Below are 26,421 nucleotides of genomic sequence, written 5' to 3'. Positions count from 1 at the left end.
TGCGCGCCCTCTTGGCGTCAACCAGCCGACCCTCCGTTCCACAGCCTTTGGAACCCGACACAGCTATGTCATCGCGTAAATTTGGACTCAACCTGGTGGTGGTTCTGGCAATCGCCGCCCTGTTCACCGGTTTTTGGGCGCTGATCAACCGCCCCGTCTCCGCGCCGAACTGGCCGGAGCAGATCTCCGGTTTTTCCTATTCACCATTCCAGCAAGGACAGTTCCCACAGAAGGATCAGTATCCGTCCGACGATGAAATGCGCCGCGACCTGGAGATCATGAGCAAGCTGACGGACAACATCCGCATCTACTCGGTCGACGGCTCCCTGCAGGACATCCCGAAACTGGCGGAAGAATTCGGCCTGCGCGTGACCCTGGGGATCTGGATCAGCCCCGACCAGGAGCGCAACGAGCGGGAAATCACCCGCGCCATCGAGCTGGCCAACACTTCGCGCAGCGTGGTTCGCGTGGTGGTCGGTAACGAAGCGATCTTCCGCAAGGAAATCACTGCCCAGGAACTCAGCGTGTTGCTCGACCGCGTGCGCGCGGCCGTGAAAGTGCCGGTGACCACCTCCGAACAGTGGCACGTCTGGGAAGAGCACCCGGAGCTGGCCAAGCACGTCGACCTGATCGCCGCGCACGTGCTGCCGTACTGGGAATTCATTCCGGTGGACAAGGCCGGGCAGTTCGTTTTCGACCGCGCCCGCGACCTGAAAAAGATGTTCCCGAAAAAACCGCTGCTGCTGTCCGAAGTGGGCTGGCCGAGCAACGGCCGCATGCGCGGTGGCGCCGATGCGTCGCCGGCGGATCAGGCGATCTACCTGCGCACGCTGGTCAACAAACTCAACCGCCAGGGCTTCAACTACTTCGTGATCGAAGCGTTCGACCAGCCGTGGAAGGCGAGTGACGAAGGTTCGGTCGGCGCTTACTGGGGCGTGTTCAACGCCGCGCGCCAGCAGAAATTCAACTTCGAAGGCCCGGTGGTGGCGATCCCGCAATGGCGCGTGCTGGCCATCGGTTCGGTGGTGCTGGCGCTGTTGTCGCTGACGCTGCTGATGATCGACGGCTCGGCCCTGCGTCAGCGCGGCCGTACCTTCCTGACCTTTATCGCGTTCCTGTGCGGTTCGGTGCTGGTGTGGATCGGCTACGACTACAGCCAGCAATACAGCACGTGGTTCAGCCTGACAGTGGGTTTCCTGCTGGCGCTCGGTGCGCTCGGGGTGTTCATCGTGTTGCTGACCGAGGCCCACGAACTGGCCGAAGCGGTGTGGATTCACAAGCGTCGCCGTGAATTCCTGCCGGTGGTCGGCGATTCGGACTACCGCCCGAAAGTCTCGATCCACGTGCCCTGCTACAACGAGCCGCCGGAGATGGTCAAACAGACCCTCAACGCCCTGGCCAACCTCGACTATCCGGACTTCGAAGTCCTGATCATCGACAACAACACCAAAGACCCGGCGGTCTGGGAACCGGTGCGCGACTACTGCGAAACCCTCGGCCCGCGCTTCAAGTTCTTCCACGTCTCGCCCCTGGCCGGTTTCAAGGGCGGTGCGCTGAACTACCTGATCCCGCACACCGCCCAGGACGCCGAAGTGATCGCGGTGATCGACTCGGACTACTGCGTGCACCCGAACTGGCTCAAGCATATGGTGCCGCACTTCGCCGATCCGAAAATCGCCGTGGTGCAGTCGCCACAGGACTATCGCGACCAGAACGAAAGCACCTTCAAGAAGCTTTGCTACGCCGAATACAAAGGCTTCTTCCACATCGGCATGGTCACCCGCAACGACCGTGACGCGATCATCCAGCACGGCACCATGACCATGACCCGTCGCTCGGTTCTGGAAGAACTGGGCTGGGCCGACTGGTGCATCTGTGAAGACGCCGAGCTCGGTCTGCGGGTATTCGAGAAAGGCCTGTCGGCGGCGTATTACCACGACAGTTACGGCAAGGGTCTGATGCCGGACACCTTCATCGACTTCAAGAAGCAGCGTTTCCGCTGGGCCTACGGTGCGATCCAGATCATCAAGCGTCACACCCGCAGCCTGCTGCGCGGCAAGGACACCGAGCTGACTCGCGGCCAGCGTTACCACTTCCTCGCCGGCTGGCTGCCGTGGGTCGCGGACGGCATGAACATCTTCTTCACCGTCGGCGCGCTGTTGTGGTCGGCGGCGATGATCATCGTGCCGCAACGGGTCGATCCGCCGCTGCTGATTTTCGCGATCCCGCCGCTGGCGCTGTTCGTGTTCAAGGTCGGCAAGATCATCTTCCTCTACCGTCGCGCCGTGGGCGTGAACCTCAAGGATGCGTTCTGCGCGGCCCTGGCCGGACTGGCGTTGTCGCACACCATCGCCAAAGCGGTGCTGTACGGCTTCTTCACCAGCAGCATTCCGTTCTTCCGCACCCCGAAAAACGCCGACAACCATGGTTTCTGGGTGGCGATTTCCGAGGCCCGGGAAGAGCTGTTCATCATGCTGCTGTTGTGGGGCGCGGCGCTGGGGATCTTCCTGGTGCAGGGCATTCCGAGCAACGACATGCGCTTCTGGGTGGCCATGCTGCTGGTACAGTCGCTGCCGTACGTGGCGGCGCTGATCATGGCGTTCCTGTCGTCGCTGCCAAAACCTGCGGCTGCGCCTGAACCGGCACCGGTGGTCTAAATCCTTCCGGATGCACTAAACGGCGGCCAATGGTCGCCGTTTTGCTTTAAGATAACCGCCATTTTGCGCGCCTTGCCCCCCAGCTTTCGGAGTTTTCCATGACGGCCCACGCCGACCTTTCGCCGACCCTCCAACTCGCCATCGACCTGATCCGCCGTCCGTCCGTGACGCCGGTCGACGCCGATTGCCAGAAGCAGATGATGCAGCGCCTGGGCGATGCCGGTTTCCAGCTGGAACCGATGCGCATCGAAGATGTAGATAACTTCTGGGCGACTCACGGTAAAGGCGACGGCCCGGTGCTGTGCTTCGCCGGTCACACCGACGTGGTGCCGACCGGCCCGGTGACTGCCTGGCAGATCGACCCGTTCAACGCGGTGATCGACGAGCACGGCATGCTTTGCGGTCGTGGCGCGGCGGACATGAAAGGCAGCCTGGCTTCGATGACCGTCGCCGCCGAGCGTTTTGTCGCCGACTACCCGGATCACAAGGGCAAGGTCGCGTTCCTGATCACCAGCGACGAAGAAGGCCCGGCGCATCACGGCACCAAGGCCGTGGTCGAGCGTCTGGCAGCCCGTAACGAGCGTCTGGACTGGTGCATCGTCGGCGAACCGTCGAGCACCACGCTGGTGGGCGACGTGGTGAAGAACGGTCGTCGCGGCTCCCTCGGCGCCAAATTGACCGTGCGCGGCGTGCAGGGCCACGTGGCCTATCCGCACCTGGCGAAGAACCCGATCCACCTCGCCGCCCCGGCCCTGGCCGAGCTGGCTGCCGAGCACTGGGATCACGGCAACGATTTCTTCCCGCCGACCAGTTTCCAGATTTCCAACGTCAACTCCGGCACCGGCGCGACCAACGTGATTCCGGGCGACCTGGTGGCGGTGTTCAACTTCCGTTTCTCCACCGAATCGACCGTCGAAGGCCTGCAGAAACGCGTCGCCGACATCCTCGACAAGCACGGCCTGGACTGGCACATCGACTGGGCGCTGTCCGGTCTGCCGTTCCTCACCGAACCGGGCGCACTGCTCGACGCGGTGTCTTCGAGCATCAAGGACATCACCGGCCGCGAGACCAAGGCATCCACCAGCGGCGGCACCTCCGACGGTCGTTTCATCGCGACCATGGGTACGCAGGTTGTTGAGCTGGGCCCGGTCAACGCGACCATCCACCAGGTCAACGAGCGCGTACTGGCGGCCGATCTCGACGTGCTGACCGAGATCTACTACCAGACCCTGATCAAGTTGCTCGCCTGATGCTTGCGTGCCCGATCTGCAGTGAACCGCTGAACGCGGTGGACAACGGCGTGGTCTGCCCCGCCGGCCACCGCTTTGACCGCGCGCGTCAGGGTTACCTGAACCTGCTGCCAGTGCAGCACAAGAACAGCCGCGACCCAGGCGACAATCAGGCGATGGTCGAGGCCCGCCGCGACTTTTTGAACGCCGGGCATTACGCGCCGGTGGCCAAGCGCCTGGCGGAGCTGGCGGCGGGTTATGCGCCGGCGCGCTGGGTCGATATCGGTTGTGGCGAGGGTTACTACACCGCGCAGATCGCCGAGGCTTTGCCGGACGCTGACGGTTACGCACTGGACATCTCGAAGGAAGCGGTCAAACGCGCCTGCAAACGCAATCCTTCGCTGACATGGTTGATTGCGAGCATGGCCCGAGTGCCACTGGCTTCCGGCAGCTGCCAGTTTCTGGCCAGTGTCTTCAGTCCACTGGACTGGGAAGAAGCCAAGCGCCTGCTCAGCGTCGGCGGCGGCCTGATGAAAGTCGGCCCGACCAGCGGCCATCTGATGGAACTGCGCGAACGCCTGTACGACGAAGTGCGCGAATACACCGACGACAAGCATCTGGCCCTGGTGCCGGAAGGCATGGCGCTGGCGCACAGTGAAACCCTGGAATTCAAGCTGACGCTGGACAAGCCCGAGGATCGCGCCAACCTGCTGGCGATGACACCCCACGGCTGGCGCGCCAGTGCCGAGCGCCGCGCGGCGGTGATCGAACAGCCAGAGCCGTTCGTGACCACTGTCTCGATGCGCTACGATTATTTCGTTCTTCAATAACTTTTGGTCTCGGGCAACGACCCGGGGCCGGCTAAATCCGCGAATGGATTTTTCAGACCCGCAGTGAGGACATCCATGCGCCAACCGGACATCGAGATTTACCTGAAAGACGCCGACGTCGACCACAAGGCCATTTCCGCCTGGCTGGGCGCCGCGCTCGGCCCGTGCAGCGACTGGGTACAGAAAGGCCAGACTTACAAGTGCAAGGCCGGCAACATCCCGGTGACCTGGCTGCCGAAAGCCGTGGGCAAGTGGAACAGCCTGTATCTGGAAAGTGATGCGACCCCATGGGACGACGACATCGCCTGCGCCCGCGCAGCCTTTGCCGCGCTGAACGTCGAAGTGCGCTGCGCACCGGGGACGTGGGTCGAGGAAGAAGGTGAAGAGACGGCGGATCGCTGGATCCGGATCAGCGCCGATGGTGAAGAAGAAATCACCTGGAAAACTGCGTAACAGACAATGCACAAAACCTGTGGGAGCGAGCTTGCTCGCGATTGCGGTCGGACATTCAACATCAATGTTGACTGAAAGGACCCCATCGCGAGCAAGCTCGCTCCCACAGTGCTTTTGGTGTTCTGAAGATTTGCGTTACAGGCCTACAACGTCTTCAGCCTGCAACCCCTTCTGCCCCTCCACCACCGCGTATTCAACCTGCTGACCCTCGGTCAGCGAACGGTGGCCTTCGCCACGGATCGCGCGGTAGTGCACGAACACGTCCACCCCGTCTTCGCGCTGAATGAAGCCGTAGCCCTTGGCGTCGTTGAACCACTTCACGTTGCCGGTTTCACGTGTTGCCATCTGTTCATACTCCTTTTTTATTATTGAACAGGCTTTTCGCAGGAAAGCCTTTGAGGAACGTCAGCCTGCGTCCGACGTCCATAAAAGGGCCCCGGCGACAGATCGCCGAGTATATGACAGGCGGCAAAACTCTCAACAGGAGATTACTTCGCCGCTTTTTTGCCGATTTTCCATGAATCCGGCACACTATCGACCGCCCGAGCAAACGCTCGGTTTATCCACTCACGCAGAAGCCGTATGACCCGTTCCCCGTTCCGCCGTCTTGTGTTTGGCACCTTGCGCCGACTGTTGTATCTCTGGGTTCGCTCCGAGACGATCAACCAGTCGTCGTTCACCCTCAACCTCGACCGCAGTCGTCCGGTGTTCTACGTCCTGCAAAACCCATCGCTGACTGATCTGGCGGTGGTCGACACCGAGTGCACCAAGGCCGGCCTGCCGCGCCCGGTGCTGCCGGTGTCCGTGGGTTCACTGATCGAACCCGCGGCGTTTTTCTACCTGACGCCGGATCCGGACTGGCTCGGCCGCCAGGACAAACGCGGTGCGCCGCCGACCCTGACCCGACTGGTCAGCGCCCTGAGCCAGAACGCTGCCGAAGACGCGCAGATCATTCCGGTCAGCGTGTTCTGGGGCCAATCACCGGACAGCGAAAACAGCCCGTGGAAACTGCTGTTCGCCGACAGCTGGGCCGTCACCGGGCGCCTGCGTCGCCTGCTGAGCATCATGATTCTGGGGCGCAAGACCCGCGTGCAATTCTCCGCACCGATCCACCTGCGGGAACTGATCGAGCACAACAAGGGCCACGAACGCACCGTGCGCATGGCCCAGCGAATCCTGCGGGTGCACTTCCGCAACCTCAAGGCTGCGGTGATCGGCCCGGACATTTCCCACCGCCGTAACCTGGTCAAAGGCCTGCTCAACCAGCCGCTGGTCAAGCAAGCGATCCTCGACGAAGCCGAGCGCGAAAACATCTCCCCGGAAAAAGCCAAGGCCCAGGCCCTGCGCTACGGCAACGAGATCGCCTCGGATTACACCTATACCGCGATCCGTTTTCTGGAAGTGGTGCTGAGCTGGTTCTGGAACAAGATCTACGACGGGATCAAGGTCAACCACATCGAAGGCGTGCAGAAGGTCGCCCAGGGTCACGAAGTGATCTACGTGCCGTGCCACCGCAGCCACATCGACTACCTGCTGCTGTCGTACCTGCTGTTTCGCAACGGCCTGACCCCGCCGCACATCGCCGCCGGGATTAACCTGAACATGCCGGTGATCGGCAGCCTGCTGCGCCGTGGCGGTGCGTTCTTCATGCGCCGCACGTTCAAGGGCAATCCGCTGTACACCTCGGTGTTCAACGAATACCTGCACACCTTGTTCACCAAAGGCTTCCCGGTCGAGTACTTCGTCGAAGGCGGCCGCTCGCGTACCGGGCGCATGCTGCAACCGAAAACCGGGATGCTCGCGATCACCATGCGCAGTTTCCTGCGTTCGTCGCGGATGCCGATCGTGTTCGTGCCGGTGTACATCGGTTATGAGCGCGTGCTCGAAGGCCGCACCTACCTTGGTGAACTGCGTGGCGCGAGCAAGAAGAAAGAATCGATCTTCGACATCTTCAAAGTCATCGGCGCGCTCAAGCAGCGTTTCGGCCAGGTGGCGGTGAACTTCGGCGAGCCGATCAAACTCGCGGAATTCCTCGACAGCGAACAGCCGGACTGGCGCCAGCAGGAACTCGGCCCGCAGTACAAGCCGGCCTGGCTCAACGAAACCACCAACCGTCTCGGCGAGAAAGTCGCGCAGCATCTCAACGAAGCCGCAGCGATCAACCCGGTCAACCTGGTGGCGCTGGCGCTGCTGTCGACCACTCGCCTGGCACTCGATGATCGCGCCATGGCGCGAGTGCTGGATCTGTATCTGGCATTGCTGCGCAAGGTTCCGTACTCGCCGCATACCACCTTGCCGGAAGGCGATGGCCGGGCGCTGATCGAACACGTGAAGGACATGGATCTGCTGTCCGAGCAGAACGATGCGCTGGGCAAGATTCTGTATCTGGACGAGCAGAACGCCGTCCTGATGACCTACTACCGCAACAACGTGCTGCACATCTTCGCCCTGCCGGCGCTGCTGGCGAGTTTCTTCCAGAGCACTTCGCGCATGAGCCGCGAACAGATCCTGCGCTACACCCGCGCGCTGTATCCGTACCTGCAATCGGAACTGTTCATCCGCTGGCCCCTGGACGAACTGGATGCGGTGATCGATCAGTGGCTGGAAGCGTTCGTCGAACAAGGCCTGCTGCGTTTCGAGAAAGAGGTGTACCTGCGCCCGGCACCGAGCTCGCGGCATTTTGTGCTGCTGACCCTGCTGTCGAAGAGCATCGCCCAGACCCTGCAACGCTTCTACATGACCGTTTCCCTGCTGCTCAACGCAGGCCAGAACACTGTCAGCGCCGAAGAGCTGGAAGACCTGTGCACAGTGATGGCCCAGCGCCTGTCGATCCTGCATGGCCTCAACGCCCCGGAATTCTTCGACAAGAGCCTGTTCCGCCACTTCATCCAGACCATGCTCGACCTCGACGTGTTGCGTCGCGACGAAGCCGGCAAGTTGAGCTACCACGAACTGCTCGGCGAACTGGCGGAGGGCGCAGCCAAACGGGTGCTGCCAGCGGAGATTCGCCTGTCGATCCGTCAGGTGGCACTGCATCGCAGCGAAGATGCGGCCGATCAGCCCGCCGCCCCTGTGCAAAGCGACTAAATTCCTACAGGCGCCAGGCTTCTTCTGGCGCCGTCGATACGGAGATCTCCGATGAAAAAACTTTCCCTTCTTGCCGCCGTCACCCTGCTCAGCGCCTGCCAGTCGACCTCACCGGCCGGCAAAGTCAGCCTCGACGGCGAAGTGTTCTACCTGCAACGCATCGCCCTGCCGCCCAGTGCGACCTTGAGCGTGAGCCTGCAGGACGTTTCGCTGGCCGACGCTCCGGCCGTGGTACTCGACGAACAGAAAGGCCCGGTCAAAGGCCAGGTGCCGCTGCCGTTCCACTTGAGCTACGATCCGGCCCAGGTCAAACCCGGCCACCGCTACTCGGTCAGCGCACGCATCGAAGTCAACGGCGAGCTGATGTTCATCACCACCGAAAACCATGCCGTGCAGCTCGATGGCAAGGATCCGCAGCCGCTGAAGATCCGCGTCGACGCCGCCCGCTAACCCTCTCCGAACAAGGAAGCCGCCATGCTCCGCCCTACCCTTCGCTTCGCCGGCCTGTGCGCGGGCCTGATGATCTCCGCCAACGCACTGGCTCTGTCCCTCAGCGACCTGTCGCAAGGCGACGCCACCGGCGGCCTCAAGGATGCCCTGACCCAAGGCGCGCAACTGGCCGTCAAACAACTCGGCACCCCGGGCGGCTTCAGCAACAATCCGGACGTGAAAATCGAACTGCCGGGCAAACTCGGCAAAGTCGCCGGCAAGATGAAAGCCTTCGGCATGGGCGCTCAAGTTGAAGAACTGGAAACCGCCATGAACAAGGCCGCGGAAACCGCCGTCACCCAGGCCCAGCCGATCCTCGTCGACGCCGTGAAGAAAATGAGCGTGGAAGACGCCAAAGGCATCCTCAGCGGCGGCAACGACTCCGCCACCCAATACCTGGACAAATCCAGCCGCGAACAGATCCGCACCAAGTTCCTGCCCATCGTCAAACAGGCGACCGACAAAGTCGGCGTAGCCCAGAAATACAACGCCTTCGCCGGCCAGGCCGCGACCTTCGGCGTGGTGGATGCGAAGAGCGCCAACATCGAAAGCTACGTGACCGAACAAGCGCTCAACGGCCTGTTCGAAATGATCGGCAAACAGGAAGAAACCATCCGCAAGAACCCGGCCGCTGCAGCGACGAGTCTGGCGAAAAAAGTGTTTGGTACGCTCTAAGCCGACACGGCACGGGAGTGAGCTGTCTCACTCCCGTTGTTCAATCCGCCACCAGCAGATACACGTAAAAAGTACACCCACTCGCGCCCCATTTTCTTCTTCTCGAAAACCTGCAGTTCAACCAACCCGCTCAACGCCGACACCGCTGTGTTGTAGGCACAACCAAGTTGCTCCTTGACGTTCCCCGCCGTGAACTCCTTCGCCACCCCACTTCTGGCCACCTGATAAATCGCTCGCTGCCGCTCTGTCAGCCGATCAAAAAAGCCCGAACAGGTCAGCCAGTGCTCGAAGTTTTCGCTGTACGCCACACTCTTGCGATACACCTCGGTAAACCCCTCCACCGCCCGCAGAATCACCGAACACTGAAACTCGATGAAGTACGTCAGATCGAGCTCATCGGCTTCGCTGTGCAAATACGACCGCCCGTACTTCACCGGCGCGTTGCGCAGTAAAAGACTGATCGCGATATAACGGAAGGCCGAAAAATCATGCTTGAACATGAACCAGTAAAACAGCGCCCTGGCGACCCGCCCGTTACCGTCGCGAAACGGATGTTCGTAACCCAGGGCAAAGTGCAGCGTGATCGCCTTGATCAGCGGATGCAGGTAGTTTTTTTGCCGAGGTGAGCCCTGTGATTGATTGATCCACTGCGAGAGCAAATCCAGCCGCCTCCCCAATCCGGCGGCAGGCGGAGGCGTGTGCACGGTATTCCCTTCGCCATCCTGCACCACCACTTCATCGTTGGTCCTGAAAAGCCCGGGGTCATACCGCTCGTCATCAATACCTTCGACACCGACTCGATGGATCGACGCTATCAACTCCACGCTCAATGGCTCGTAACGTTTTTCCCAGGCGAAATTCATCATCCGGTAATTACCCATGACCATCCGCTCATCCGGCGTACGCGGCTGACGCCGTTGCTTGAGCATGTCCTTGGCCACACGGGTAGTGGTCGCGGCGCCCTCCAACTGACTGCTGCTGATCGCCTCATCCTCGATCAGACCGTTAAGCAAATAACTGAAATGCGCCCGCTCGCCTATCTGGCTGGTCATGTACTCCAGCGACGCCGTCGTAGTTTGCCGATCAACCACTGAAAGTGCCTTCTGCGCGGTGGGCGTCGGCACAAACTTCCCCCACTGCGCCGGTTCCCCCAAAGGCAGAAGATGAATGTACTGAGCGACCCGCGCCTTCTTGACCAACGCCCAACACAAACGCGAATCCAGCCCGCTGGCCCAGCGATACCGCAAATCCTCAAAAGGCAGATACCGCCCCTGATCATCCAGCGGCTTGAGCAACGCAAGATAATCCGCCAGACGCTGCTTGTGAGGCGCGCGCATCAACAACTCAAAGACTGGATCGGCCCGACCCTTCAATACCGGCGGTTTCTTCATCAACGCTGACTCAAACAAGGCTGAAAAACAGCCTCGAGTACAGCACCGCCAACACAGCGACTCAATATCGGAGCCGTCTGAAAAAAACGTAGGAGACGGCGCAAGGTCCTACAAAGCTGCTTGCTCCCAAAAGAAATGGGGTGCCCCCAGCCCCCCATCGCTAGCAAGCTAGCTCCCACAGTTGAAACGTGCTCCCCAAAAATGTGGCATAGCCACCCCACTCAACACGATGAGCGTTAGCTCGAGTACCGCTCTTGACGTGCCGGCCCCTTCGGCCGGCTGAGTGGAGGGATTTATCCGGGGGTAGGCGCGTAGCGCCGTTCGACGAAGTCGAACACATCGAGAGGAGGTGCAGCGAAGCAAACCGGAGGCGATGCCCCCGGATGAATCCCGGAACGAAGGAACCCCGAGCCCCAGCGAGGGGCCGAACGCCGGGGCCCAGCGTTTTGGTTACTTTTGGGCGTCTGCAAAAGTGACCCGCCGTAAGGGCGGAACCATAAGAAGCCGTTACCGCTGCAACGGATATGTACCCAAAACACCCAGAGCCTGGTCGGCCCAAAGGCCGCCACGCTCAAAGAGCCTCAAGCCTCCTTACGCACCCTGAACCAAGCCGCATACAACGCCGGCAAAAACAAAAGCGTCAAAGCAGTAGCAACAATCAACCCCCCCATAATCGCCACCGCCATCGGCCCAAAAAACACACTGCGAGAAAGCGGAATCATCGCCAACACCGCCGCCAAAGCCGTCAACACAATCGGCCGGAACCGCCGCACAGTCGCCTCGATTATCGCCTGCCACGGCTTGAGCCCGGCGGCGATATCCTGCTCGATCTGATCCACCAGAATCACCGAGTTACGCATGATCATCCCCGACAGCGCGATCGTCCCGAGCATCGCCACAAACCCGAACGGCTGACGGAACACCAGCAGAAACAGCGTCACCCCGATCAACCCCAGCGGTGCGGTCAGAAACACCATCGCCGTGCGCGAAAAACTGCGCAACTGCACCATCAGCAACGTCAGCACCACGACAATGAACATCGGCACCCCGGCGTTCACCGACTTCTGCCCACGCTCCGAATCCTCCACCGTACCGCCGACATCCAGCAAATAGCCGTCCGGCAATTCGGCACGAATCGGATCAAGCGTCGGCATGATCTGCTTCACCAGCGTCGCCGGCTGCTCCTTGCCATAGATGTCGGCGCGCACGGTCACGTTCGGCAGGCGATTGCGGTGCCAGATGATGCCTTCCTCGAAGCCATATTCCAGCGTGGCAATCTGCGACAGCGCGACGCTGCGACCGTTGTCGGTCGGCACCGCCAGACTCGGCAGCAACGACAGCTCGGTGCGCTCGTGCACGGTGCCGCGCAGGAGGATTTCGATCAGTTCGTTGTCCTCGCGGTACTGGCTGACGCTGGAACCGGTCAGCGAACTCTGGAGGAATTTCGCCAGATTCGCCGTGCTCACGCCCAACGCCCGGGCGCGATCCTGATCGATGTTCAGGTACACGACCTTGCTCGGCTCTTCCCAGTCCAGATGCACGTTCACCACATGCGGGTTCTCGCGCACCTTGGCCGCGACTTTCCGGGCCAGTGCACGCACTTCCTCAATGTGCTCGCCGGTGACGCGGAACTGCACCGGATAGCCAACCGGCGGGCCGTTTTCCAGACGCGTGACCCGCGAGCGCAGGGACGGGAACTGCTCGTTCAAGGTGTCGATCAGCCACGTGCGCAGCGCTTCGCGCTCCTCAATGGTTTTCGCCAGCACGACGAACTGGGCGAAGCTAGCCGCCGGCAGCTGTTGATCCAGCGGCAGGTAGAAACGCGGCGAACCGGTGCCGACGTAAGCGACGTAGTTATCGATGCCGGCGTGATCCTTGAGCATCGCTTCCAGCCGTTTGACCTCACCCGTGGTATTGGCCAGCGAGGCGCCTTCGGCAAGCTTCAGATCGACCATCAACTCCAGTCGCCCGGAAGCCGGGAAGAACTGCTGCGGCACAAACCGGAACAACGCCACCGACGCCACGAACAGCAGCACGGTGAGCACGATCACGGTTTTGCGCCGACGTACGCACCACTCCACCAGACGCCGCACCCGTTGGTAGAACGGCGTGCCATAGGGATCGGTTTGGCCGTCAGCCGCACCATGTTTGGCCGCATGAATTTTCGCCAGATCCGGCAGGAGTTTTTCCCCCAGATACGGCACGAACACCACCGCCGCTACCCAGGATGCGAGCAAGGCGATGGTCACCACCTGGAAGATCGAGCGGGTATATTCGCCGGTGCCGGACTGCGCCGTGGCAATCGGCAGGAAGCCTGCGGCCGTAATCAGCGTACCGGTGAGCATCGGGAACGCGGTGCTGGTCCAGGCATAACTGGCAGCCTTGATCCGGTCGAAACCCTGCTCCATTTTGATCGCCATCATTTCCACGGCGATGATCGCGTCGTCCACCAACAAACCCAGCGCCAGTACCAACGCACCGAGGGAAATCTTGTGCAGGCCGATGCCGAGGTAATACATGCAGGCGAACGTCATCGCCAGCACCAGCGGAATGGTCAGCGCCACCACCATGCCGGTGCGCACGCCGAGGGAAAAGAAGCTCACCAGCAACACGATGGCCAGCGCTTCGACCAGCACCTGGACGAACTCGCCGACGCCGGTTTTCACAGCTGCGGGCTGATCGGAGACCTTGCGCAATTGCATGCCGGCCGGCAGGTTTTTCTGGATCCGGGCGAACTCGATTTCCAGAGCCTTGCCCAGCACCAGAATGTCGCCGCCGTCCTTCATCGCCACCGCCAGGCCGATCGCATCCTCGCCCATGAAGCGCATGCGCGGCGCCGGGGGATCGTTGAAACCGCGCCGCACATCGGCAACATCGGAGATGCGGAACGTACGATCCCCGACCCGGATCGGGAAGTTCTTGATCTCGTCGACTGTCTGAAAATTCCCCGACACCCGCAGTTGCAAACGCTCGCTGCCGGTTTCGAAAAACCCTGCGGTGGAAACCGTGTTCTGTTCCTCCAGCGCCTGCTGCACGGCTGCCAGCGGCAAGCCGAGGGTGGCGAGTTTGACGTTGGACAATTCGACCCAGACCTTCTCGTCCTGCAAACCGAGCAGATCGACCTTGCCCACGTCCTTGACCCGTTGCAGCTGGATCTGGATGCGGTCGGCGTAATCCTTGAGCACCGCGTAGTCGAAACCGTCGCCGGTCAGCGCATAGATATTGCCGAAAGTGGTGCCGAACTCATCGTTGAAAAACGGCCCCTGAATCCCCGGCGGCAAGGTCTGGCGAATGTCGCTGACTTTCTTGCGCACCTGATACCAGAGATCCGGAATCTCCACCGAATGCATCGAGTCGCGGGCAATGAACGTGACCTGGGATTCGCCGGGGCGGGAGAACGAAACGATGCGCTCGTACTCGCCGGTTTCCATCAGTTTCTTTTCGATGCGTTCGGTAACCTGACGCGAGACTTCCTGAGCCGTGGCGCCGGGCCAACGGGTCTGAATAACCATCGCCTTGAAGGTGAACGGCGGGTCTTCACTCTGGCCGAGCTTGGTGTAGGACAAGGCGCCGACGATCGCCAGCAAAAGCATCAGGAACAGTACGATCTGGCGATTGCGCAGCGCCCAGGCGGAAAGATTGAAACCCATCGGGGATTACTCCTTGTCCGCCAGATTGACCACGCGGTTGGAGCGATCCACCGGACGCACCTGCTGCCCTTCCAGCAGCACATGCACACCAGCGGCGACCACCCAGTCGCTGGCGTTCAGGCCTTCGAGCACCGGCACGGTTTTCTCACCGAAAGGGCCGGTGCGCACCGGGGTCTTTTTCAGGGTGTTGTTGGCGCTGACGACCCAGACGTAGGTCGCGCCGTTTTCGGCCGTCAGCGCCGAGAGCGGCACCGACAGCGGGATGACATCTGCGGTCTGCACGAAGACCCGCGCGCTCTGGCCCAGTTCTGCCGGAACCTTGCCGGAGGTGAACGAAATGCGTGCAGCGAAGGTGCGGGATTTCGGATCGGCGGCCGGCGACAGCTCACGGATCTGCCCGGCGAAGCGCTGGTTCTGTTGCGTCCACAGCTCCACCGAGACGGGTTGGCCGACCTTGAAGCGGCCGAAGCTCTGCTCCGGCAGGCTGATCAGCACTTCCCGCTCGCCGTCAGTGGCGAGGGTGAAAACGGTTTGCCCGGCGGCGACCACTTGCCCGACTTCTACCGAGCGTTTGGCGACCACACCATCCTGAGGCGCACGCAGCACGGCGTAACTGGCCTGATTGGTCGAGACGTTGAATTCGGCTTTGATCTGTTTGAGGCGGGCTTCGCCGGAGCGGTAGAGGTTCTCGGCATTGTCGTAGGCCGAGCGGCTGACCATCTGCCGTTCCATCAGGGTCTTGTAGCGGTCACGCTCGGCGCGCACCAGGTTCAGGTTGGCTTCGGCGGCCGCGACCTGGGCCCGGGTGGCTTCCAGTTGCAGGCGTACATCTTGCGGATCGAGTTCGGCGAGTGGTTGGTCGGCCTTCACGCGCTGGCCTTCCTCGACCAGTCGTCGGCTGACTTTGCCGCCGATGCGGAACGCCAGATCGGGTTCGTAGCGGGCGCGAACCTCGCCCGGATAACTTTCCATCGCCTGCGCCGAAGGCTCTGGCTGCACCACCATGGCCGGTCGCACGTTGACTTGCGTCACCTCTTCCTTGCCACACGCCGACAATAAAAAAGCCAGACTGACTGGCACCGCAAAGGACAACGCATGGCGGAACATGGTGAAGGACCTTTCGCTAAGGAGGCTTGGAATAATTATACTGGCCGGTATGTTATTAATAGCAAACTCACCAGTCCAGTATTAAAAGCGAAGAATGTCGAACAATCTTTCAGCTCCAAACGGCCCCGGCCGCCCGAAGGATCCGGCCAAGCGCCAGGCGATCCTCGAGGCGGCGAAAATCCTGTTTCTGAGTCATGGCTATGCCAACACCAGCATGGACGCGGTGGCCGCCGAGGCTGGCGTGTCGAAGCTGACGGTCTACAGCCATTTCAACGGCAAGGAGACGCTGTTCTCCGCCGCCGTGGTGGCCAAATGCGAGGAGCAATTGCCGCCACTGTTTTTCGAATTGCCGGACGGCATCGCGGTGGAAAATGTGTTGCTGAACATTGCGCGAGGCTTTCACCACCTGATCAACAGCGATGAATCGGTGAACCTGCATCGTCTGATCATGGCCTTGGGCAGTCAGGATCCCAACCTGTCACTGATCTTCTTCGAGGCCGGCCCTCAGCGCATGGTGCAGGGCATGGAACGTTTGCTGCGGCGGATCCACGAAACCGGCGTGCTGAGCATCGACAACCCGCACAACGCCGCCGAGCACTTCTTTTGCCTGATAAAGGGCGCCGGGAATTTTCGCCTGTTGTACGGCTGCGGTGAGCCGCTGACCGGCGAGGCGGCGGAAAGTCATGTGCAGGAAGTGGTCGGGCTGTTCATGCGGGCCTTTCGACCCTGAAAACAAAAATCCCACGCCATGCGTGGGATTTTCTTATGCGACGGCTCAGGCCTTGAGCGCTTTCTTCGGGTAGATGTCATAGCGGCTGGATTTGCCGTCCAGCGCATGACTCGGCTTCGGCCCTTCGATGCACGGCGCCTTGCGCGGGCGCTTGACCACCACCCGGTGCGTGGCCAGCGCCAACGCCGCTTCCAGCAACGCCGGTGCATCCGGATCATCGCCTACCAGCGGGCGGAACAGGCGCATTTCCTTCTTCACCAGCGCGGTTTTCTCACGGTGCGGGAACATCGGGTCGAGGTAGATCACCTGCGGCGGCTCGCCCTCCCAATTGCGCATCACCTCGATGGAGTTGCCCTTGAGCAGCTTCATCCGTGCCACGATCGGCTCCACCTCGAAGTCTTCAGCCGCACGGGCCAGACCATCTTCCAGCAACGCGCCGATCAATGGCTGGCGCTCGATCAGGTTCATCTCGCAACCGAGACTGGCCAGCACGAACGCATCCTTGCCCAGCCCTGCCGTGGCATCCAGCACCCGTGGACGCACGCCTTGGGCGATGCCGACCGCCTTGGCGATCATCTGCCCGCTGCCACCGCCGTACAACCGGCGATGGGCCGCACCGCCCTCGACGAAGTCGACCCGCACCGGACCCGGCGCATCCGGCCCCAGCTGTTGCAGCTGCAAACCCTGCTCGCCGACCTGCAGGGCAAACTCGCCATCAGCTACCTGCAACGGCAGGTTCAGGCGCTGCGCCCACTGCTCGGCCTGCGCTTCGAACGTCGGGCCGAGGGCCTCGACATGGATGCGGCAGGCCGCGGGTTGCTCAATCATGGAAAACACGCTCAAAAAAGTTAAGGATCGGCAAAAACCGCCGATAACCCAATCAACGCGCATTTTGCCAGAGCTGAGCGTCAACCGAAAAAAATGTCAGGCATTCTTCCCACATCGATTGGCTACATTTCGCCCACAGGCGATTTCAGCCGTCATAACACTCAAGCATTGGGCGGCGTCAGCCACCTGTGGCAGGATTTTTTTGCCCAGGCACTGGCCGAGCAATCGAGTGATGTGGTGCCGGCCTGTGGCACGTTCCCACCGGTTGACCTGGAAAGCCCTGAAGAACCGACCGTCGGCAGCGAACTGCACGCGCACATCGTCAGCCAGCGCGAATGCGATGTGGTTGAAACCGAGGTGCGTCCGCCGGAGCCGCTGTTTCTGCCGATCGCCGAAATCGACATGACACTGGCCGAGCCGTACCCTCCGTTCCCGGCAGAAGAAATCAAGACTCAGCAAAAGCAGCAGGATTTCGACAGCAGCTGGGTTCGTCCGGTCGTGATCAACAACGGCCAGCCGATTCCGGAGCCAGGCCCTGCCCCGCAGAAAAAACCGCTGTACCTGCCGATTGCCGAATTCGATCTGGATCTGCTGCAGCCGTACCCGCCGTTCCCACCGGAAGAAATCGTCGAGCAGCAGAAAGCCCTGGACTTCGATAACGGCTGGGTGCGCCCGATCGTTCAGCAGAACCTGCGCATCGCCGCCTGATCCCTCAGCGACACACGCTCCAGCGCCCGACATCGACATGAAAGTGATTGCGATGGGCGGTGTTGTAGTCCGGACTCAACACCACACTGAACGCATCGCAGGCACCGTCGCGCACCTGACGTAGAAACTGCGCGTCCTGATTTTGCTTCGGCCAGTCCTTGAGTACGCTGATCGCGCGACCATCAGCCAGGCGGAAGCCGGCGATGTCCAGCGCATCGGCACTGGCATGGCGGCTGAGCGCGCCGTTCTCACGGTTGTAGACGTTGCGGCAGGCGAAACTGCCGAGGTGATCGACCCGAGCCACCGATTGACCGTAGACCTGCTGCGCCGCCGGTTGCAGCGTATGGCGCTCGAACATCGCAAACGCCACGGCCAAGGGACAACTGGCGAGAAAGCTGCTGCTGAGCCCCACCCCGCCGCCCTGCACGCGCAAGGCGCCGATCAGCGGGCATTTGGCATCGGGGCTGTCGGCCTGTGGCGAAACCCGCAGGCCGGAGCTACCCAATGCCTGCTCGCACAAGGCCGGATCGCTGCGCAGGCGCATCAACTTGTAGCCCGTGAGCCAGTTGGGCGTCGCCTGCACGTCCAGCGGCGCCCACGGGTTCCACTGCGGCGGCACATCGAGCCAGCCGCGCCAGACGCCGATCAGGCTGCCACCGATGATTAGCAGCCCTGCCAACAGCAGCCAGCGCCCCATGCTTATCCCTTGAAGAATTGATTGGCCTTTGCGTACGGCATCGAGCGGGAGGTGAAGGTGAACGTGCCGGATTGCTGGATCTCTTCCGCCGCGCGGAAAAACTCGCCGAACGCCGCCAGGGCCAGCGCCGAACCGGTGCTGATGCGCTTCACGCCCATTTCTTCCAGCTGCTGCACGGTCAGTTTCAAGCCGCCGGACATCAACACATTGACCGGTTTCGGCGCCACCGCGCGCACCACCGCCAGGACTTCTTCGGCGGTGCGCAGGCCCGGCGCGTACAGCACGTCGGCGCCGGCTTCGGCAAAGGCCTGCAAGCGGCGGATGGTGTCGTTGAGATCGGGATTGCCGTGCAGATAGTTTTCCGCACGGGCCGTCAGAGTGAAGGGAAACGGCAAGGTGCGCACCGCAGCGACGGCGGCTTCGATCCGCGCCACCGCGTGTTCGAAGCAGTAGATCGGCGAGTCTTCCCGGCCGGTGGCATCTTCGATCGAGCCACCCACGGCGCCCGCCTCGGCTGCGCGGATCAGACTTTGTGCCGATTCGGCCGGGGCGTCGGCGAAGCCGTTTTCCAGATCCACCGCCACCGGCAAATCCGTGGCCGCGACAATCGCCCGGACATTGGCCAGCGTATCGTCGAGACTCAGACCGCCATCGGCTCTGCCCTGAGAAAATGCATAACCGGCGCTGGTGGTCGCCTGCGCCTGATAGCCGAGACTGGCGAGCATCTTCGCGGAACCGGCATCCCAGGGATTGGGAATCACGAATATCCCGGAGCGTTCGTGCAGGGCTTTGAAGGTTTCGGCTTTACGGGCTTGTTGTTGACGGGCTTGGGCGTCCATCGGCAGGCTCCAGGGCAGGAAAGAAATCCGCCTCAGAGCAGGCCAAGTTGCTCGGCGGCGGGTTCTCTGTATAGCTCAGGCAAGGGTCGCAGGCCAGGCAAACGTTGCATCAGTTGTGCGTGAAAACGTTGCGCCAGTTTCGCCGCAAGAATGTTGTCGGCGGTGTGCAGGAAGATGTACGGCGTGCGCCCCTCTTCGATCCACTCGGCGATCTTCGCCACCCACGGCACCAGAAACGGATCGTTGGCCTCAAGCTCCGGATGGCCAATGAAGCGCACCTGCGGGAATTGAGTGAATGCTGCCGGACGCGTCGGTACGCGGGGCTTTTTCGATTGGGCGTGGATCACCGACGACTCGGTCGACAGGCAACTGAACAACGCGCGGGGATCGAGACAGATGCGCTCCACGCCGCGATCCAGCAGCAGCCGATTGAGCAGTCGCTCACTCTCGCCCTTGGCGAAGAATTGTTCGTGGCGCACTTCCACCGCCAGCGGACAATCCAGCGCATCGATGAACGCGGCGAGCTCCGGCAAGCGATGCGGCGTGAAGCTTTTCGACAGTTGCAGCCACATTGGCGAGACGCGCTCACCGAGCGGCTTGAGTAACTGGAGGAAGGTTTCAGCGGCGGTCAGTTGATCGCGCAAGTCGCCGCTGTGGCTGATATCACCGGGAAACTTGGCGGTGAAACGAAAGTGCTCCGGCATCACCTCGGACCAGCGCTGCACGGTGACGGGCGACGGGCTGGCGTAGAAGGTCGTGTTGCCTTCAACAGCGTTGAATACTTGCGAATAGAGTCCGAGGAAATCGGAGGTCTTGGCGTCTACCGGATACAGATACTCGCGCCAGGCGTTTTCGCTCCAGGACGGGCAACCGAGGTAGTAAGGCAGTTCCATCAGATGTACAGATCGAGGCCCAGCACGTCTGCATCCCAATCGACAAAACCGGCGGTGCTCAGGTAGCTGGCCAGGGCCATGGCCACGCTTTTCTTCATCGCGCGGTGATAAATCATGTCTTGTTGACGGGCGGGCAGATTGCTCAGGCGTTGGGCGGTGGCTTTGGCGGCACGGGCAGCCAGTTGCTCTTCGGTCGGGAATTCCAGCTCGCCGTCGATATCGTCGACGGACTCATCCAGCGCCGGATTGCCTTTGCGAGGCTTGCGCTTGATGGGGTAGGAATGAGTGGAAACGCCGTCTATACGCATAAAGTCATGCTCGGTATCAATGATGGCAATTTAGCGGCACCTGACCGACTTAGCAAATCGCCGAGTGATAACTAGAACACATAAAAGACAAAAGGTTTAAAGCGCGGGGTTAGAAACGGACGATTGGCAGGAACGGCAGAACCCTGTGGCGAATGCCACAGGGTAAATGGCCTCAGCGGGCTTTCGGGGTGGCCACTTTGTCGCGCAGGTAAACCGGCTGGGCGTCATCTGCCGGAATCGCTTCGCCACGCTCCCAGGCAAATCGCGCGAGGGTCAGCAGGTCTTCGGCATGGGGCAGCATGCCCGCATCGGAACCGCTCAGATTCACCGCGATACGCTCGCCATAACCCCAGCCAGTGCCGGCACCGAACCAGTCACCCGAAGCATCGTCCGGCAATGCGGCGACTTCCGGCGGCAGCACCGCCTCGGTGCCGACCAGACGCATCTCCCCGGCCGTCTCGCGATAGCAGCCCCAATACACCTCATCCATCCGCGCATCGATGGCGGCCGCGACCTGGCTCACGCCGTGCTCGCGGTAAGCCCGTTGCGCCAGCACCGCCAGGTTCGACACCGGCAATACCGGGCGATCCAGTGCAAACGCCAGGCCTTGCACTACGCCGATGGCAATCCGCACGCCGGTGAATGCGCCCGGGCCACGACCGAAGGCGATGGCGTCCACCGCTTGCAGGGTGGTGCCGGCGTCGGCGAGCAGTTGCTGGATCATCGGCAGCAGTTTCTGCGCATGCAGGCGCGGGATCACCTCGTAATGGCTCGTGACCTTGCCGTCATGCAGCAAGGCAACGGAGCAAGCTTCAGTCGCGGTGTCCAGGGCCAGCAAGGTGCTCATCGATGTGTCCGTAAATCAGGTGGGGAAAAGTGCGCCAGTATAAACAACTACGGCCCGCAAGCGGGCCGTGGATGATGCAGCGGATCAGGTTTTTCAGCTCAGCGCTTCAAGCACCTTGGCGGTGATCGCTTCAACCGAACCGACGCCAGGGATATGGCTGTACTTCGGCTTGCCACCGTTCTTGGCGGACAGGTTCTGGTAGAACTCCACCAGCGGCTTGGTCTGCGAGTGGTAGACCGACAGGCGATGACGCACGGTTTCTTCGGTGTCGTCCTTGCGCTGTACCAGCTCTTCGCCGGTGATGTCGTCTTTACCGGCAATTTTCGGCGGGTTGTAGACGATGTGGTAAACGCGGCCGCTGGCCTCGTGAACGCGACGACCGGCGATACGCTGAACGATTTCTTCGTCTTCAACGGCGATTTCGACCACGGCGTCCAGCTCGACACCGGCAGTCACCAGCGCTTCAGCCTGAGGAATGGTGCGCGGGAAGCCATCGAACAGGAAACCGTTGGCGCAGTCAGCCTGAGCTATACGGTCCTTGACCAGCGCGATGATCAGGTCATCCGACACCAGGCCGCCGGCATCCATGATGCTCTTGGCCTTGATGCCCAGCTCGGTGCCGGCCTTGACCGCAGCACGCAGCATGTCGCCGGTGGAGATTTGCGGAATGCCGAATTTCTCGGTGATGAACTTAGCCTGAGTACCTTTACCGGCCCCGGGAGCTCCCAGCAGAATGACGCGCATCGATGTGCTCCTCAATTTTTTATATAAAAAACAACGGATTCGCCTCGTGGGGCCAATCTCATAAAACGGGTCGTGGCCGCCCAAACGGCCAAAGGCTGATCAAGATACACAGCAGGCTGCGCCCACACAAGACGCCAAAAGTCGGAGAAACCGGCGCCCGCCGCGACCTTGCGACGCGGTTCCCCAAGTCGCAACCCCATCATTAACTGTCGCCTGACCGCATTTTTCCTACAGTCAATAAACGGCACCCGAGGTTCGCCCCGGGTGCCCCGCCCCACGCAGAAAACCTTAGCCGGTATTTCGCAAACCGGCGGCAATCCCCGCCACAGACACCAGCAACGCCTGTTCCACCGGGCTGCCCTGCTCGACATTCTGCTGCCGCGAACGCGCCAGCAACTCGGCCTGCAATAGATGCAGCGGGTCGAGGTAGGTGTTGCGCAGACGGATGAATTCCAGGGTGTCCGGGCTATGTGCCAGTAGCTGCGACTGACCGGTCAGGCCGAGGACGACGGAACACGCCTGCGACAATAGGTCGCGTAAGTGCACACCCAAAGGCAGCAAGTCCGACTCCACCAGACGCTCGTCGTAGGACAGCGCGATATCGGCGTCGGCCTTGGCCAGCACCATTTCCAGCATGTCGATGCGCGTGCGGAAGAACGGCCACTGCTCGCGCATCTGCCCGAGCAATTCGCCTTCGCCGCGCTCCAGGGCCTTGCTCAATGCGGTTTCCCAGCCGAGCCAGGCCGGCAGCATCAGGCGGGTCTGGGTCCAGCCGAAGATCCACGGAATCGCCCGCAGGCTTTCGATCCCGCCAGCGCGGCGCTTGGCCGGACGGCTGCCCAATGGCAAGCGGCCCAACTCCTGCTCCGGCGTCGACTGGCGGAAATACTCGACGAACTGCGGATTTTCCCGCACCACCGCACGGTAAGCGGCGACACCGTCAGCGGCCAGTTCATCCATCAAATGCCGCCATTCGGGGGTCGGTGGCGGCGGTGGCAACAGGGTCGCTTCCAGCACTGCCGCCAGATAAAGATTGAGGTTTTGCTCGGCGATGTCCGGCAGGCCGAATTTGAATCGAATCATTTCCCCCTGCTCGGTGGTGCGGAAACGTCCGGCCACCGAACCCGGCGGCTGCGACAGGATCGCCGCGTGCGCCGGGCCGCCGCCACGGCCCACGGTGCCACCGCGACCGTGGAACAGCAGCAGTTCGACTTGCTGCTCGCGGCAGATTTCCACCAGCCGCTCCTGCGCCCGGTACTGCGCCCACGCCGCCGCGGTGGTGCCAGCGTCCTTGGCCGAGTCGGAATAGCCGATCATCACTTCCTGCGGGCCTTGCAGCCGCGCGCGGTAACCCGGCAGCAGCAACAGACGTTCGATCACAGGTCCTGCGTTGTCGAGGTCGGCGAGGGTTTCGAACAGCGGCACCACGCGCATCGGCCGCAGTACGCCGGACTCCTTGAGCAGCAATTGCACCGCCAGCACATCGGAAGCGGCACCGGCCATGGAGATCACGTAGGAGCCCAGCGAAGCGCCCGGCGCGGCGGCGATTTCCTTGCAGGTGGCGAGCACTTCGGCGGTATCGGCCGAGGGTTTGAAATGCGCCGGCAGCAACGGCCGACGGTTTTGCAGTTCGCGGGTCAGGAAGCTGATGCGCTGTTCTTCGTCCCACTCCTCGTACTTGCCGAGGCCGAGGTAATCGGTGATTTCGCTCATGGCCGCGCTGTGGCGGGACGAGTCCTGACGCACATCGAGGCGCACCAGGAACAGGCCGAACGTCACGGCCCGACGCAGGCAATCGAGCAATGGCCCGTCGGCGATCACGCCCATGCCGCATTCGTGCAGCGAGTTGAAACACAGCTCCAGCGGATCGAGCAGGTCGCGATTGTTGTGCAGCACATCAACCGGGGCCGGCGTGGTGGCGGTCAGCGATGCATGGGCCCAGTTACGCGTGGCGCGCAGCCTTTCGCGCAATTGCTTGAGCACCGCACGATACGGCTCGGCACTGTCCCCGGCCCTGGCCTTGAGCGCCTCGCTGGCCTGCTGCATCGACAGTTCGGCGGCCAGGTGATCGACATCACGCAGGTACAGATCCGCCGCCATCCAGCGCGCCAGCAACAGCACTTCGCGGGTCACGGCAGCGGTCACGTTCGGGTTGCCGTCGCGGTCGCCGCCCATCCACGAAGCGAAGCGGATCGGCGCAGCTTCCAGCGGCAAACGCAGGCCAGTGGCGGCGAACAGCGCCTGATCGGCCTTGCGCATATGGTGGGGAATCGCCTGCCACAGCGAGTGTTCGATCACCGCAAAACCCCACTTGGCTTCGTCCACCGGGGTTGGTCGGGTGCGGCGGATTTCTTCGGTGTGCCAGGCTTCGGCGATCAAACGTTGCAGGGTGTTGTGAATCTGCTCGCGCTCGGCCGTAGTCAGGTCGCGATGATCCTGCGCCGCCAGTTGCGCGGCGATCGCGTCGTACTTCTGGATCAGCGTGCGCCGCGCCACTTCGGTCGGGTGCGCGGTCAGTACCAGTTCGATTTCCAGCCGCGCCAGTTGCCGGGCCAGGGATTCGGCGCTGTGCCCTTCGTTGCGCAGGCGGGCGAGCAATTCCGGCAGTACGCGGGACTCGAACGGCGCGGCCTGGGTCTCTTCGCGGCGATGGATGAGCTGGTACTGCTCGGCGATGTTCGCCAGGTTGAGAAACTGGTTGAAGGCCCGCGCCACCGGCAGCAGTTCGTCTTCGCTCAATTGATTGAGGCTGGCGCTGAGTTCGGCGTCCATCGAGCCGCGCCGATCAGCCTTGGCGCCCTTGCGGATCTGCTCGATCTTGTCGAGAAACGCCTCGCCGTACTGGTCACGAATGGTGTTGCCCAACAGCTCACCGAGCAGGTGAACGTCTTCGCGCAAGCGTGCATCAATATCGGTCATCAGCATCTCTCCAGCAGTAATCGGTGACGGATCGCAAGTGAGTGGATGAACAGAGAGTGCCGCTCTGGGACGCTTCTTACAAGCAGACGACGAAGGGACTTTAAACCTTGAGGGTTGAAGCTAGTCTCAAGGGTAAGCCCCACAACGGCTTGCCGCCGGCTGACGCCGGACACTCACCAAGACCTGCCATGAGCAGGCGCGACATGAGGTTTTTATGAAAATCCGTGAACTCGCCCAGCATTGGGAAGAAACCGCCAAGGGTCGCCTGACCGATACCGGCTACACGATTCATCTGGATGTGGAAGCTGCCGCACGGCTGGCGGCGATCGCCGAGATGTACCCCAAACGCCACGCCGAAGAACTGCTCGGCGAGCTGATCGGCGCCGCCCTCGAAGAGTTCGAAGCGAGCCTGCCGTATGTGAAAGGTTCGACCGTGGTCGCCACTGACGAGGAAGGCGATCCGCTGTATGAAGATGTCGGCCCGACCCCGCGTTTTCTCGCGTTGTCGCGGCGTCATCTGCACGACTTGTCGGCGGCTGCCGGCAAGCAAAAACACTGATCCCTGACCCCTCAAAACTGTGGGAAACGGTTTGCCCTCGATGGCGTCAGTTCAGCCGCAAACGGGTTGAATTGGATGGCCTCATCGCTGGCAAGCCAGCTCCCACAGGGACTGTATTTCCCCTCCGCTTTTACGCCATTTTTCGCCCGCGCGTACCATTCTCCCCCGCCAAAGTTCCCGGTTTAGAGCCCTGTCCGTTCGGTCAAAGTTTTTTTTGGCGATGGGCCATCTTTTCTGAACTTTTGAAAAATGCCTTCGGTCGGAACAGGTAACCACGCCTGGAACGAGCGTTTCAAAACGCACTTGCACATGAAGGTTGCGGCTCCGCTACCAGGATGGATTTCGAAGCTTTCAAGGAGTTAACCAATGGAGTTGAAGACCATGAAGACCCAAACCTCGTTTTCCCACCTGCGCGGTCTGAAACTGGCCGCTCTCGCCATCGGCACCAGCTTCGTGCTGGCCGGTTGCGCTGGCAATCCACCGACCGAGCAGTACGCCGTGACTCAATCGGCGGTCAACAGCGCGGTCAGCGCCGGCGGTACCGAGTTCGCCGCCGTGGAGATGAAGCAGGCTCAGGACAAGCTGAAGCAAGCCGAAATCGCCATGCACGACAAGAAATATGATGAGGCCCGCACCCTCGCCGAACAGGCCGAGTGGGACGCCCGCGTCGCTGAACGCAAGGCTCAGGCGATGAAAGCCGAACAAGCTGTGAAGGATTCCCAGAAAGGTGTTCAGGAACTGCGTCAGGAAAGTCAGCGCACCGTGCAGTAAGCGCGCATCC

At 61.6% G+C, this 26,421-nt stretch carries 23 protein-coding genes; 11 read left to right on the top strand and 12 right to left on the bottom strand.

Translation table 11 applies throughout. The features are described 5' to 3' along the window. The first annotated feature begins 65 nt into the window (after window positions 1-65). From CAF74_RS24915 to CAF74_RS24900, 4 genes are all read left to right on the top strand, one after another. Window positions 66-2,657 (top strand): glycosyltransferase, encoded by a 2,592-nt coding sequence (locus CAF74_RS24915; protein ID WP_085748100.1) that lies wholly within the window; start codon window positions 66-68, stop codon window positions 2,655-2,657. Between the two features lie 98 nt (window positions 2,658-2,755). Further along, complete coding sequence (gene dapE, locus CAF74_RS24910) at window positions 2,756-3,907, top strand: succinyl-diaminopimelate desuccinylase (RefSeq protein ID WP_011332670.1); 1,152 nt, start codon at window positions 2,756-2,758, stop codon at window positions 3,905-3,907. Next, window positions 3,907-4,716 carry a putative RNA methyltransferase gene (locus CAF74_RS24905; protein ID WP_085748099.1) on the top strand — a complete coding sequence of 270 codons (810 nt, stop codon included), beginning with the start codon at window positions 3,907-3,909 and terminating at the stop codon, window positions 4,714-4,716. The genes dapE and CAF74_RS24905 overlap by 1 nt, the downstream gene beginning before the upstream one ends. Before the next feature lie 75 nt (window positions 4,717-4,791). Then, on the top strand, window positions 4,792-5,169 hold the full coding sequence (locus tag CAF74_RS24900; protein ID WP_039769649.1) for a hypothetical protein: 378 nt from the start codon (window positions 4,792-4,794) through the stop codon (window positions 5,167-5,169). A 135-nt stretch (window positions 5,170-5,304) separates the two neighbouring features. Here the strand turns inward: CAF74_RS24900 and CAF74_RS24895 are convergent, their stop codons facing one another. Further along, complete coding sequence (locus tag CAF74_RS24895; RefSeq protein ID WP_007954750.1) at window positions 5,305-5,514, bottom strand: cold shock domain-containing protein; 210 nt, start codon at window positions 5,512-5,514, stop codon at window positions 5,305-5,307. A gap of 237 nt (window positions 5,515-5,751) precedes the next feature. Between CAF74_RS24895 and plsB the strand changes: the two genes are divergently transcribed. The 3 genes from plsB to CAF74_RS24880 are packed head-to-tail and all read left to right on the top strand — an operon-like array spanning window position 5,752 to window position 9,420. Beyond that, window positions 5,752-8,256 carry a glycerol-3-phosphate 1-O-acyltransferase PlsB gene (plsB, locus tag CAF74_RS24890; RefSeq protein WP_085748098.1) on the top strand — a complete coding sequence of 835 codons (2,505 nt, stop codon included), beginning with the start codon at window positions 5,752-5,754 and terminating at the stop codon, window positions 8,254-8,256. A gap of 51 nt (window positions 8,257-8,307) precedes the next feature. Continuing rightward, window positions 8,308-8,706, top strand: a complete 399-nt coding sequence (locus CAF74_RS24885; protein ID WP_085748097.1) for a YbaY family lipoprotein — start codon at window positions 8,308-8,310, stop codon at window positions 8,704-8,706. 24 nt (window positions 8,707-8,730) lie between these two features. Beyond that, window positions 8,731-9,420 carry a DUF4197 domain-containing protein gene (locus CAF74_RS24880; protein ID WP_011332665.1) on the top strand — a complete coding sequence of 230 codons (690 nt, stop codon included), beginning with the start codon at window positions 8,731-8,733 and terminating at the stop codon, window positions 9,418-9,420. On the opposite strand, the gene CAF74_RS24875 is transcribed toward CAF74_RS24880, so the two are convergent. The 3 genes from CAF74_RS24875 to CAF74_RS24865 all read right to left on the bottom strand — a co-directional run bounded on the left by CAF74_RS24875 (window position 9,417) and on the right by CAF74_RS24865 (window position 15,568). After that, the gene (locus CAF74_RS24875) at window positions 9,417-10,811 is read right to left on the bottom strand and encodes a Fic family protein (RefSeq protein ID WP_085748096.1); all 1,395 of its coding nucleotides are present in this window, start codon (window positions 10,809-10,811) and stop codon (window positions 9,417-9,419) included. The genes CAF74_RS24880 and CAF74_RS24875 overlap by 4 nt on opposite strands. Window positions 10,812-11,392: 581 nt before the next feature. Further along, window positions 11,393-14,461 (bottom strand): efflux RND transporter permease subunit, encoded by a 3,069-nt coding sequence (locus CAF74_RS24870; protein ID WP_085748095.1) that lies wholly within the window; start codon window positions 14,459-14,461, stop codon window positions 11,393-11,395. Between the two features lie 6 nt (window positions 14,462-14,467). Then, window positions 14,468-15,568 carry an efflux RND transporter periplasmic adaptor subunit gene (locus tag CAF74_RS24865; RefSeq protein WP_085748094.1) on the bottom strand — a complete coding sequence of 367 codons (1,101 nt, stop codon included), beginning with the start codon at window positions 15,566-15,568 and terminating at the stop codon, window positions 14,468-14,470. Window positions 15,569-15,662: 94 nt separating this feature from the next. On the opposite strand from CAF74_RS24865, the gene CAF74_RS24860 reads away from it, so the two are divergent. After that, window positions 15,663-16,298: a TetR/AcrR family transcriptional regulator gene (locus tag CAF74_RS24860; protein WP_085748093.1), complete on the top strand. Its 636-nt coding sequence runs from the start codon at window positions 15,663-15,665 to the stop codon at window positions 16,296-16,298. A 45-nt stretch (window positions 16,299-16,343) separates the two neighbouring features. Here CAF74_RS24860 and CAF74_RS24855 read toward each other — a convergent pair whose 3' ends face one another. Next, window positions 16,344-17,126 (bottom strand): class I SAM-dependent methyltransferase, encoded by a 783-nt coding sequence (locus tag CAF74_RS24855; RefSeq protein ID WP_085748092.1) that lies wholly within the window; start codon window positions 17,124-17,126, stop codon window positions 16,344-16,346. Window positions 17,127-17,219: 93 nt separating this feature from the next. Between CAF74_RS24855 and CAF74_RS24850 the strand changes: the two genes are divergently transcribed. Then, window positions 17,220-17,834 (top strand): energy transducer TonB, encoded by a 615-nt coding sequence (locus CAF74_RS24850; RefSeq protein WP_085748091.1) that lies wholly within the window; start codon window positions 17,220-17,222, stop codon window positions 17,832-17,834. Window positions 17,835-17,838: 4 nt separating this feature from the next. Here the strand turns inward: CAF74_RS24850 and CAF74_RS24845 are convergent, their stop codons facing one another. The 7 genes from CAF74_RS24845 to ppc form a co-directional block, all read right to left on the bottom strand. Then, on the bottom strand, window positions 17,839-18,531 hold the full coding sequence (locus CAF74_RS24845; RefSeq protein ID WP_085748090.1) for an extensin family protein: 693 nt from the start codon (window positions 18,529-18,531) through the stop codon (window positions 17,839-17,841). A gap of 2 nt (window positions 18,532-18,533) precedes the next feature. Beyond that, window positions 18,534-19,370, bottom strand: coding sequence for an oxaloacetate decarboxylase (locus CAF74_RS24840; protein ID WP_085748089.1), 837 nt, complete (start codon window positions 19,368-19,370; stop codon window positions 18,534-18,536). 32 nt (window positions 19,371-19,402) lie between these two features. Then, entirely contained in the window at window positions 19,403-20,263 is an 861-nt protein-coding gene (locus CAF74_RS24835) for a DUF72 domain-containing protein (RefSeq protein WP_085748088.1), read from the bottom strand. After that, window positions 20,263-20,571: a hypothetical protein gene (locus CAF74_RS24830; protein ID WP_007954720.1), complete on the bottom strand. Its 309-nt coding sequence runs from the start codon at window positions 20,569-20,571 to the stop codon at window positions 20,263-20,265. Before CAF74_RS24830 ends, CAF74_RS24835 begins: the two co-directional genes overlap by 1 nt. A gap of 172 nt (window positions 20,572-20,743) precedes the next feature. Beyond that, on the bottom strand, window positions 20,744-21,418 hold the full coding sequence (gene tsaB / locus CAF74_RS24825) for a tRNA (adenosine(37)-N6)-threonylcarbamoyltransferase complex dimerization subunit type 1 TsaB (RefSeq protein ID WP_085748087.1): 675 nt from the start codon (window positions 21,416-21,418) through the stop codon (window positions 20,744-20,746). 93 nt (window positions 21,419-21,511) lie between these two features. Continuing rightward, window positions 21,512-22,162: an adenylate kinase gene (gene adk / locus CAF74_RS24820; protein ID WP_085748086.1), complete on the bottom strand. Its 651-nt coding sequence runs from the start codon at window positions 22,160-22,162 to the stop codon at window positions 21,512-21,514. Between the two features lie 288 nt (window positions 22,163-22,450). Beyond that, window positions 22,451-25,081, bottom strand: a complete 2,631-nt coding sequence (ppc, locus tag CAF74_RS24815; protein WP_085748219.1) for a phosphoenolpyruvate carboxylase — start codon at window positions 25,079-25,081, stop codon at window positions 22,451-22,453. 214 nt (window positions 25,082-25,295) lie between these two features. Between ppc and CAF74_RS24810 the strand changes: the two genes are divergently transcribed. Then, window positions 25,296-25,640 carry a hypothetical protein gene (locus CAF74_RS24810; protein ID WP_011332654.1) on the top strand — a complete coding sequence of 115 codons (345 nt, stop codon included), beginning with the start codon at window positions 25,296-25,298 and terminating at the stop codon, window positions 25,638-25,640. A 366-nt stretch (window positions 25,641-26,006) separates the two neighbouring features. Continuing rightward, window positions 26,007-26,411: a DUF4398 domain-containing protein gene (locus tag CAF74_RS24805; RefSeq protein WP_085697302.1), complete on the top strand. Its 405-nt coding sequence runs from the start codon at window positions 26,007-26,009 to the stop codon at window positions 26,409-26,411. Window positions 26,412-26,421 lie beyond the last annotated feature (10 nt).

The sequence above is a fragment of the Pseudomonas sp. R45(2017) genome (assembly GCF_002112305.1).
In the GTDB taxonomy this organism is placed as follows: domain Bacteria; phylum Pseudomonadota; class Gammaproteobacteria; order Pseudomonadales; family Pseudomonadaceae; genus Aquipseudomonas; species Aquipseudomonas paraglycinae.
The sequence above is the reverse complement of the archived record's forward strand: the minus strand, read 5'-3'. Positions and strand labels throughout refer to the sequence as shown.

Excerpts from the sequence above, each read along its gene's own strand:
- CAF74_RS24915 (WP_085748100.1), top strand. The coding sequence starts at position 66 with ATGTCATCGCGTAAATTTGGACTCAACCTGGTGGTGGTTCTGGCAATC.
- dapE (WP_011332670.1), top strand. The coding sequence starts at position 2,756 with ATGACGGCCCACGCCGACCTTTCGCCGACCCTCCAACTCGCCATCGAC.
- CAF74_RS24905 (WP_085748099.1), top strand. The coding sequence starts at position 3,907 with ATGCTTGCGTGCCCGATCTGCAGTGAACCGCTGAACGCGGTGGACAAC.
- CAF74_RS24900 (WP_039769649.1), top strand. The coding sequence starts at position 4,792 with ATGCGCCAACCGGACATCGAGATTTACCTGAAAGACGCCGACGTCGAC.
- CAF74_RS24895 (WP_007954750.1), bottom strand. The coding sequence starts at position 5,514 with ATGGCAACACGTGAAACCGGCAACGTGAAGTGGTTCAACGACGCCAAG.
- plsB (WP_085748098.1), top strand. The coding sequence starts at position 5,752 with ATGACCCGTTCCCCGTTCCGCCGTCTTGTGTTTGGCACCTTGCGCCGA.
- CAF74_RS24885 (WP_085748097.1), top strand. The coding sequence starts at position 8,308 with ATGAAAAAACTTTCCCTTCTTGCCGCCGTCACCCTGCTCAGCGCCTGC.
- CAF74_RS24880 (WP_011332665.1), top strand. The coding sequence starts at position 8,731 with ATGCTCCGCCCTACCCTTCGCTTCGCCGGCCTGTGCGCGGGCCTGATG.
- CAF74_RS24875 (WP_085748096.1), bottom strand. The coding sequence starts at position 10,811 with ATGAAGAAACCGCCGGTATTGAAGGGTCGGGCCGATCCAGTCTTTGAG.
- CAF74_RS24870 (WP_085748095.1), bottom strand. The coding sequence starts at position 14,461 with ATGGGTTTCAATCTTTCCGCCTGGGCGCTGCGCAATCGCCAGATCGTA.
- CAF74_RS24865 (WP_085748094.1), bottom strand. The coding sequence starts at position 15,568 with ATGTTCCGCCATGCGTTGTCCTTTGCGGTGCCAGTCAGTCTGGCTTTT.
- CAF74_RS24860 (WP_085748093.1), top strand. The coding sequence starts at position 15,663 with ATGTCGAACAATCTTTCAGCTCCAAACGGCCCCGGCCGCCCGAAGGAT.
- CAF74_RS24855 (WP_085748092.1), bottom strand. The coding sequence starts at position 17,126 with ATGATTGAGCAACCCGCGGCCTGCCGCATCCATGTCGAGGCCCTCGGC.
- CAF74_RS24850 (WP_085748091.1), top strand. The coding sequence starts at position 17,220 with ATGTCAGGCATTCTTCCCACATCGATTGGCTACATTTCGCCCACAGGC.
- CAF74_RS24845 (WP_085748090.1), bottom strand. The coding sequence starts at position 18,531 with ATGGGGCGCTGGCTGCTGTTGGCAGGGCTGCTAATCATCGGTGGCAGC.
- CAF74_RS24840 (WP_085748089.1), bottom strand. The coding sequence starts at position 19,370 with ATGGACGCCCAAGCCCGTCAACAACAAGCCCGTAAAGCCGAAACCTTC.
- CAF74_RS24835 (WP_085748088.1), bottom strand. The coding sequence starts at position 20,263 with ATGGAACTGCCTTACTACCTCGGTTGCCCGTCCTGGAGCGAAAACGCC.
- CAF74_RS24830 (WP_007954720.1), bottom strand. The coding sequence starts at position 20,571 with ATGCGTATAGACGGCGTTTCCACTCATTCCTACCCCATCAAGCGCAAG.
- tsaB (WP_085748087.1), bottom strand. The coding sequence starts at position 21,418 with ATGAGCACCTTGCTGGCCCTGGACACCGCGACTGAAGCTTGCTCCGTT.
- adk (WP_085748086.1), bottom strand. The coding sequence starts at position 22,162 with ATGCGCGTCATTCTGCTGGGAGCTCCCGGGGCCGGTAAAGGTACTCAG.
- ppc (WP_085748219.1), bottom strand. The coding sequence starts at position 25,081 with ATGACCGATATTGATGCACGCTTGCGCGAAGACGTTCACCTGCTCGGT.
- CAF74_RS24810 (WP_011332654.1), top strand. The coding sequence starts at position 25,296 with ATGAAAATCCGTGAACTCGCCCAGCATTGGGAAGAAACCGCCAAGGGT.
- CAF74_RS24805 (WP_085697302.1), top strand. The coding sequence starts at position 26,007 with ATGGAGTTGAAGACCATGAAGACCCAAACCTCGTTTTCCCACCTGCGC.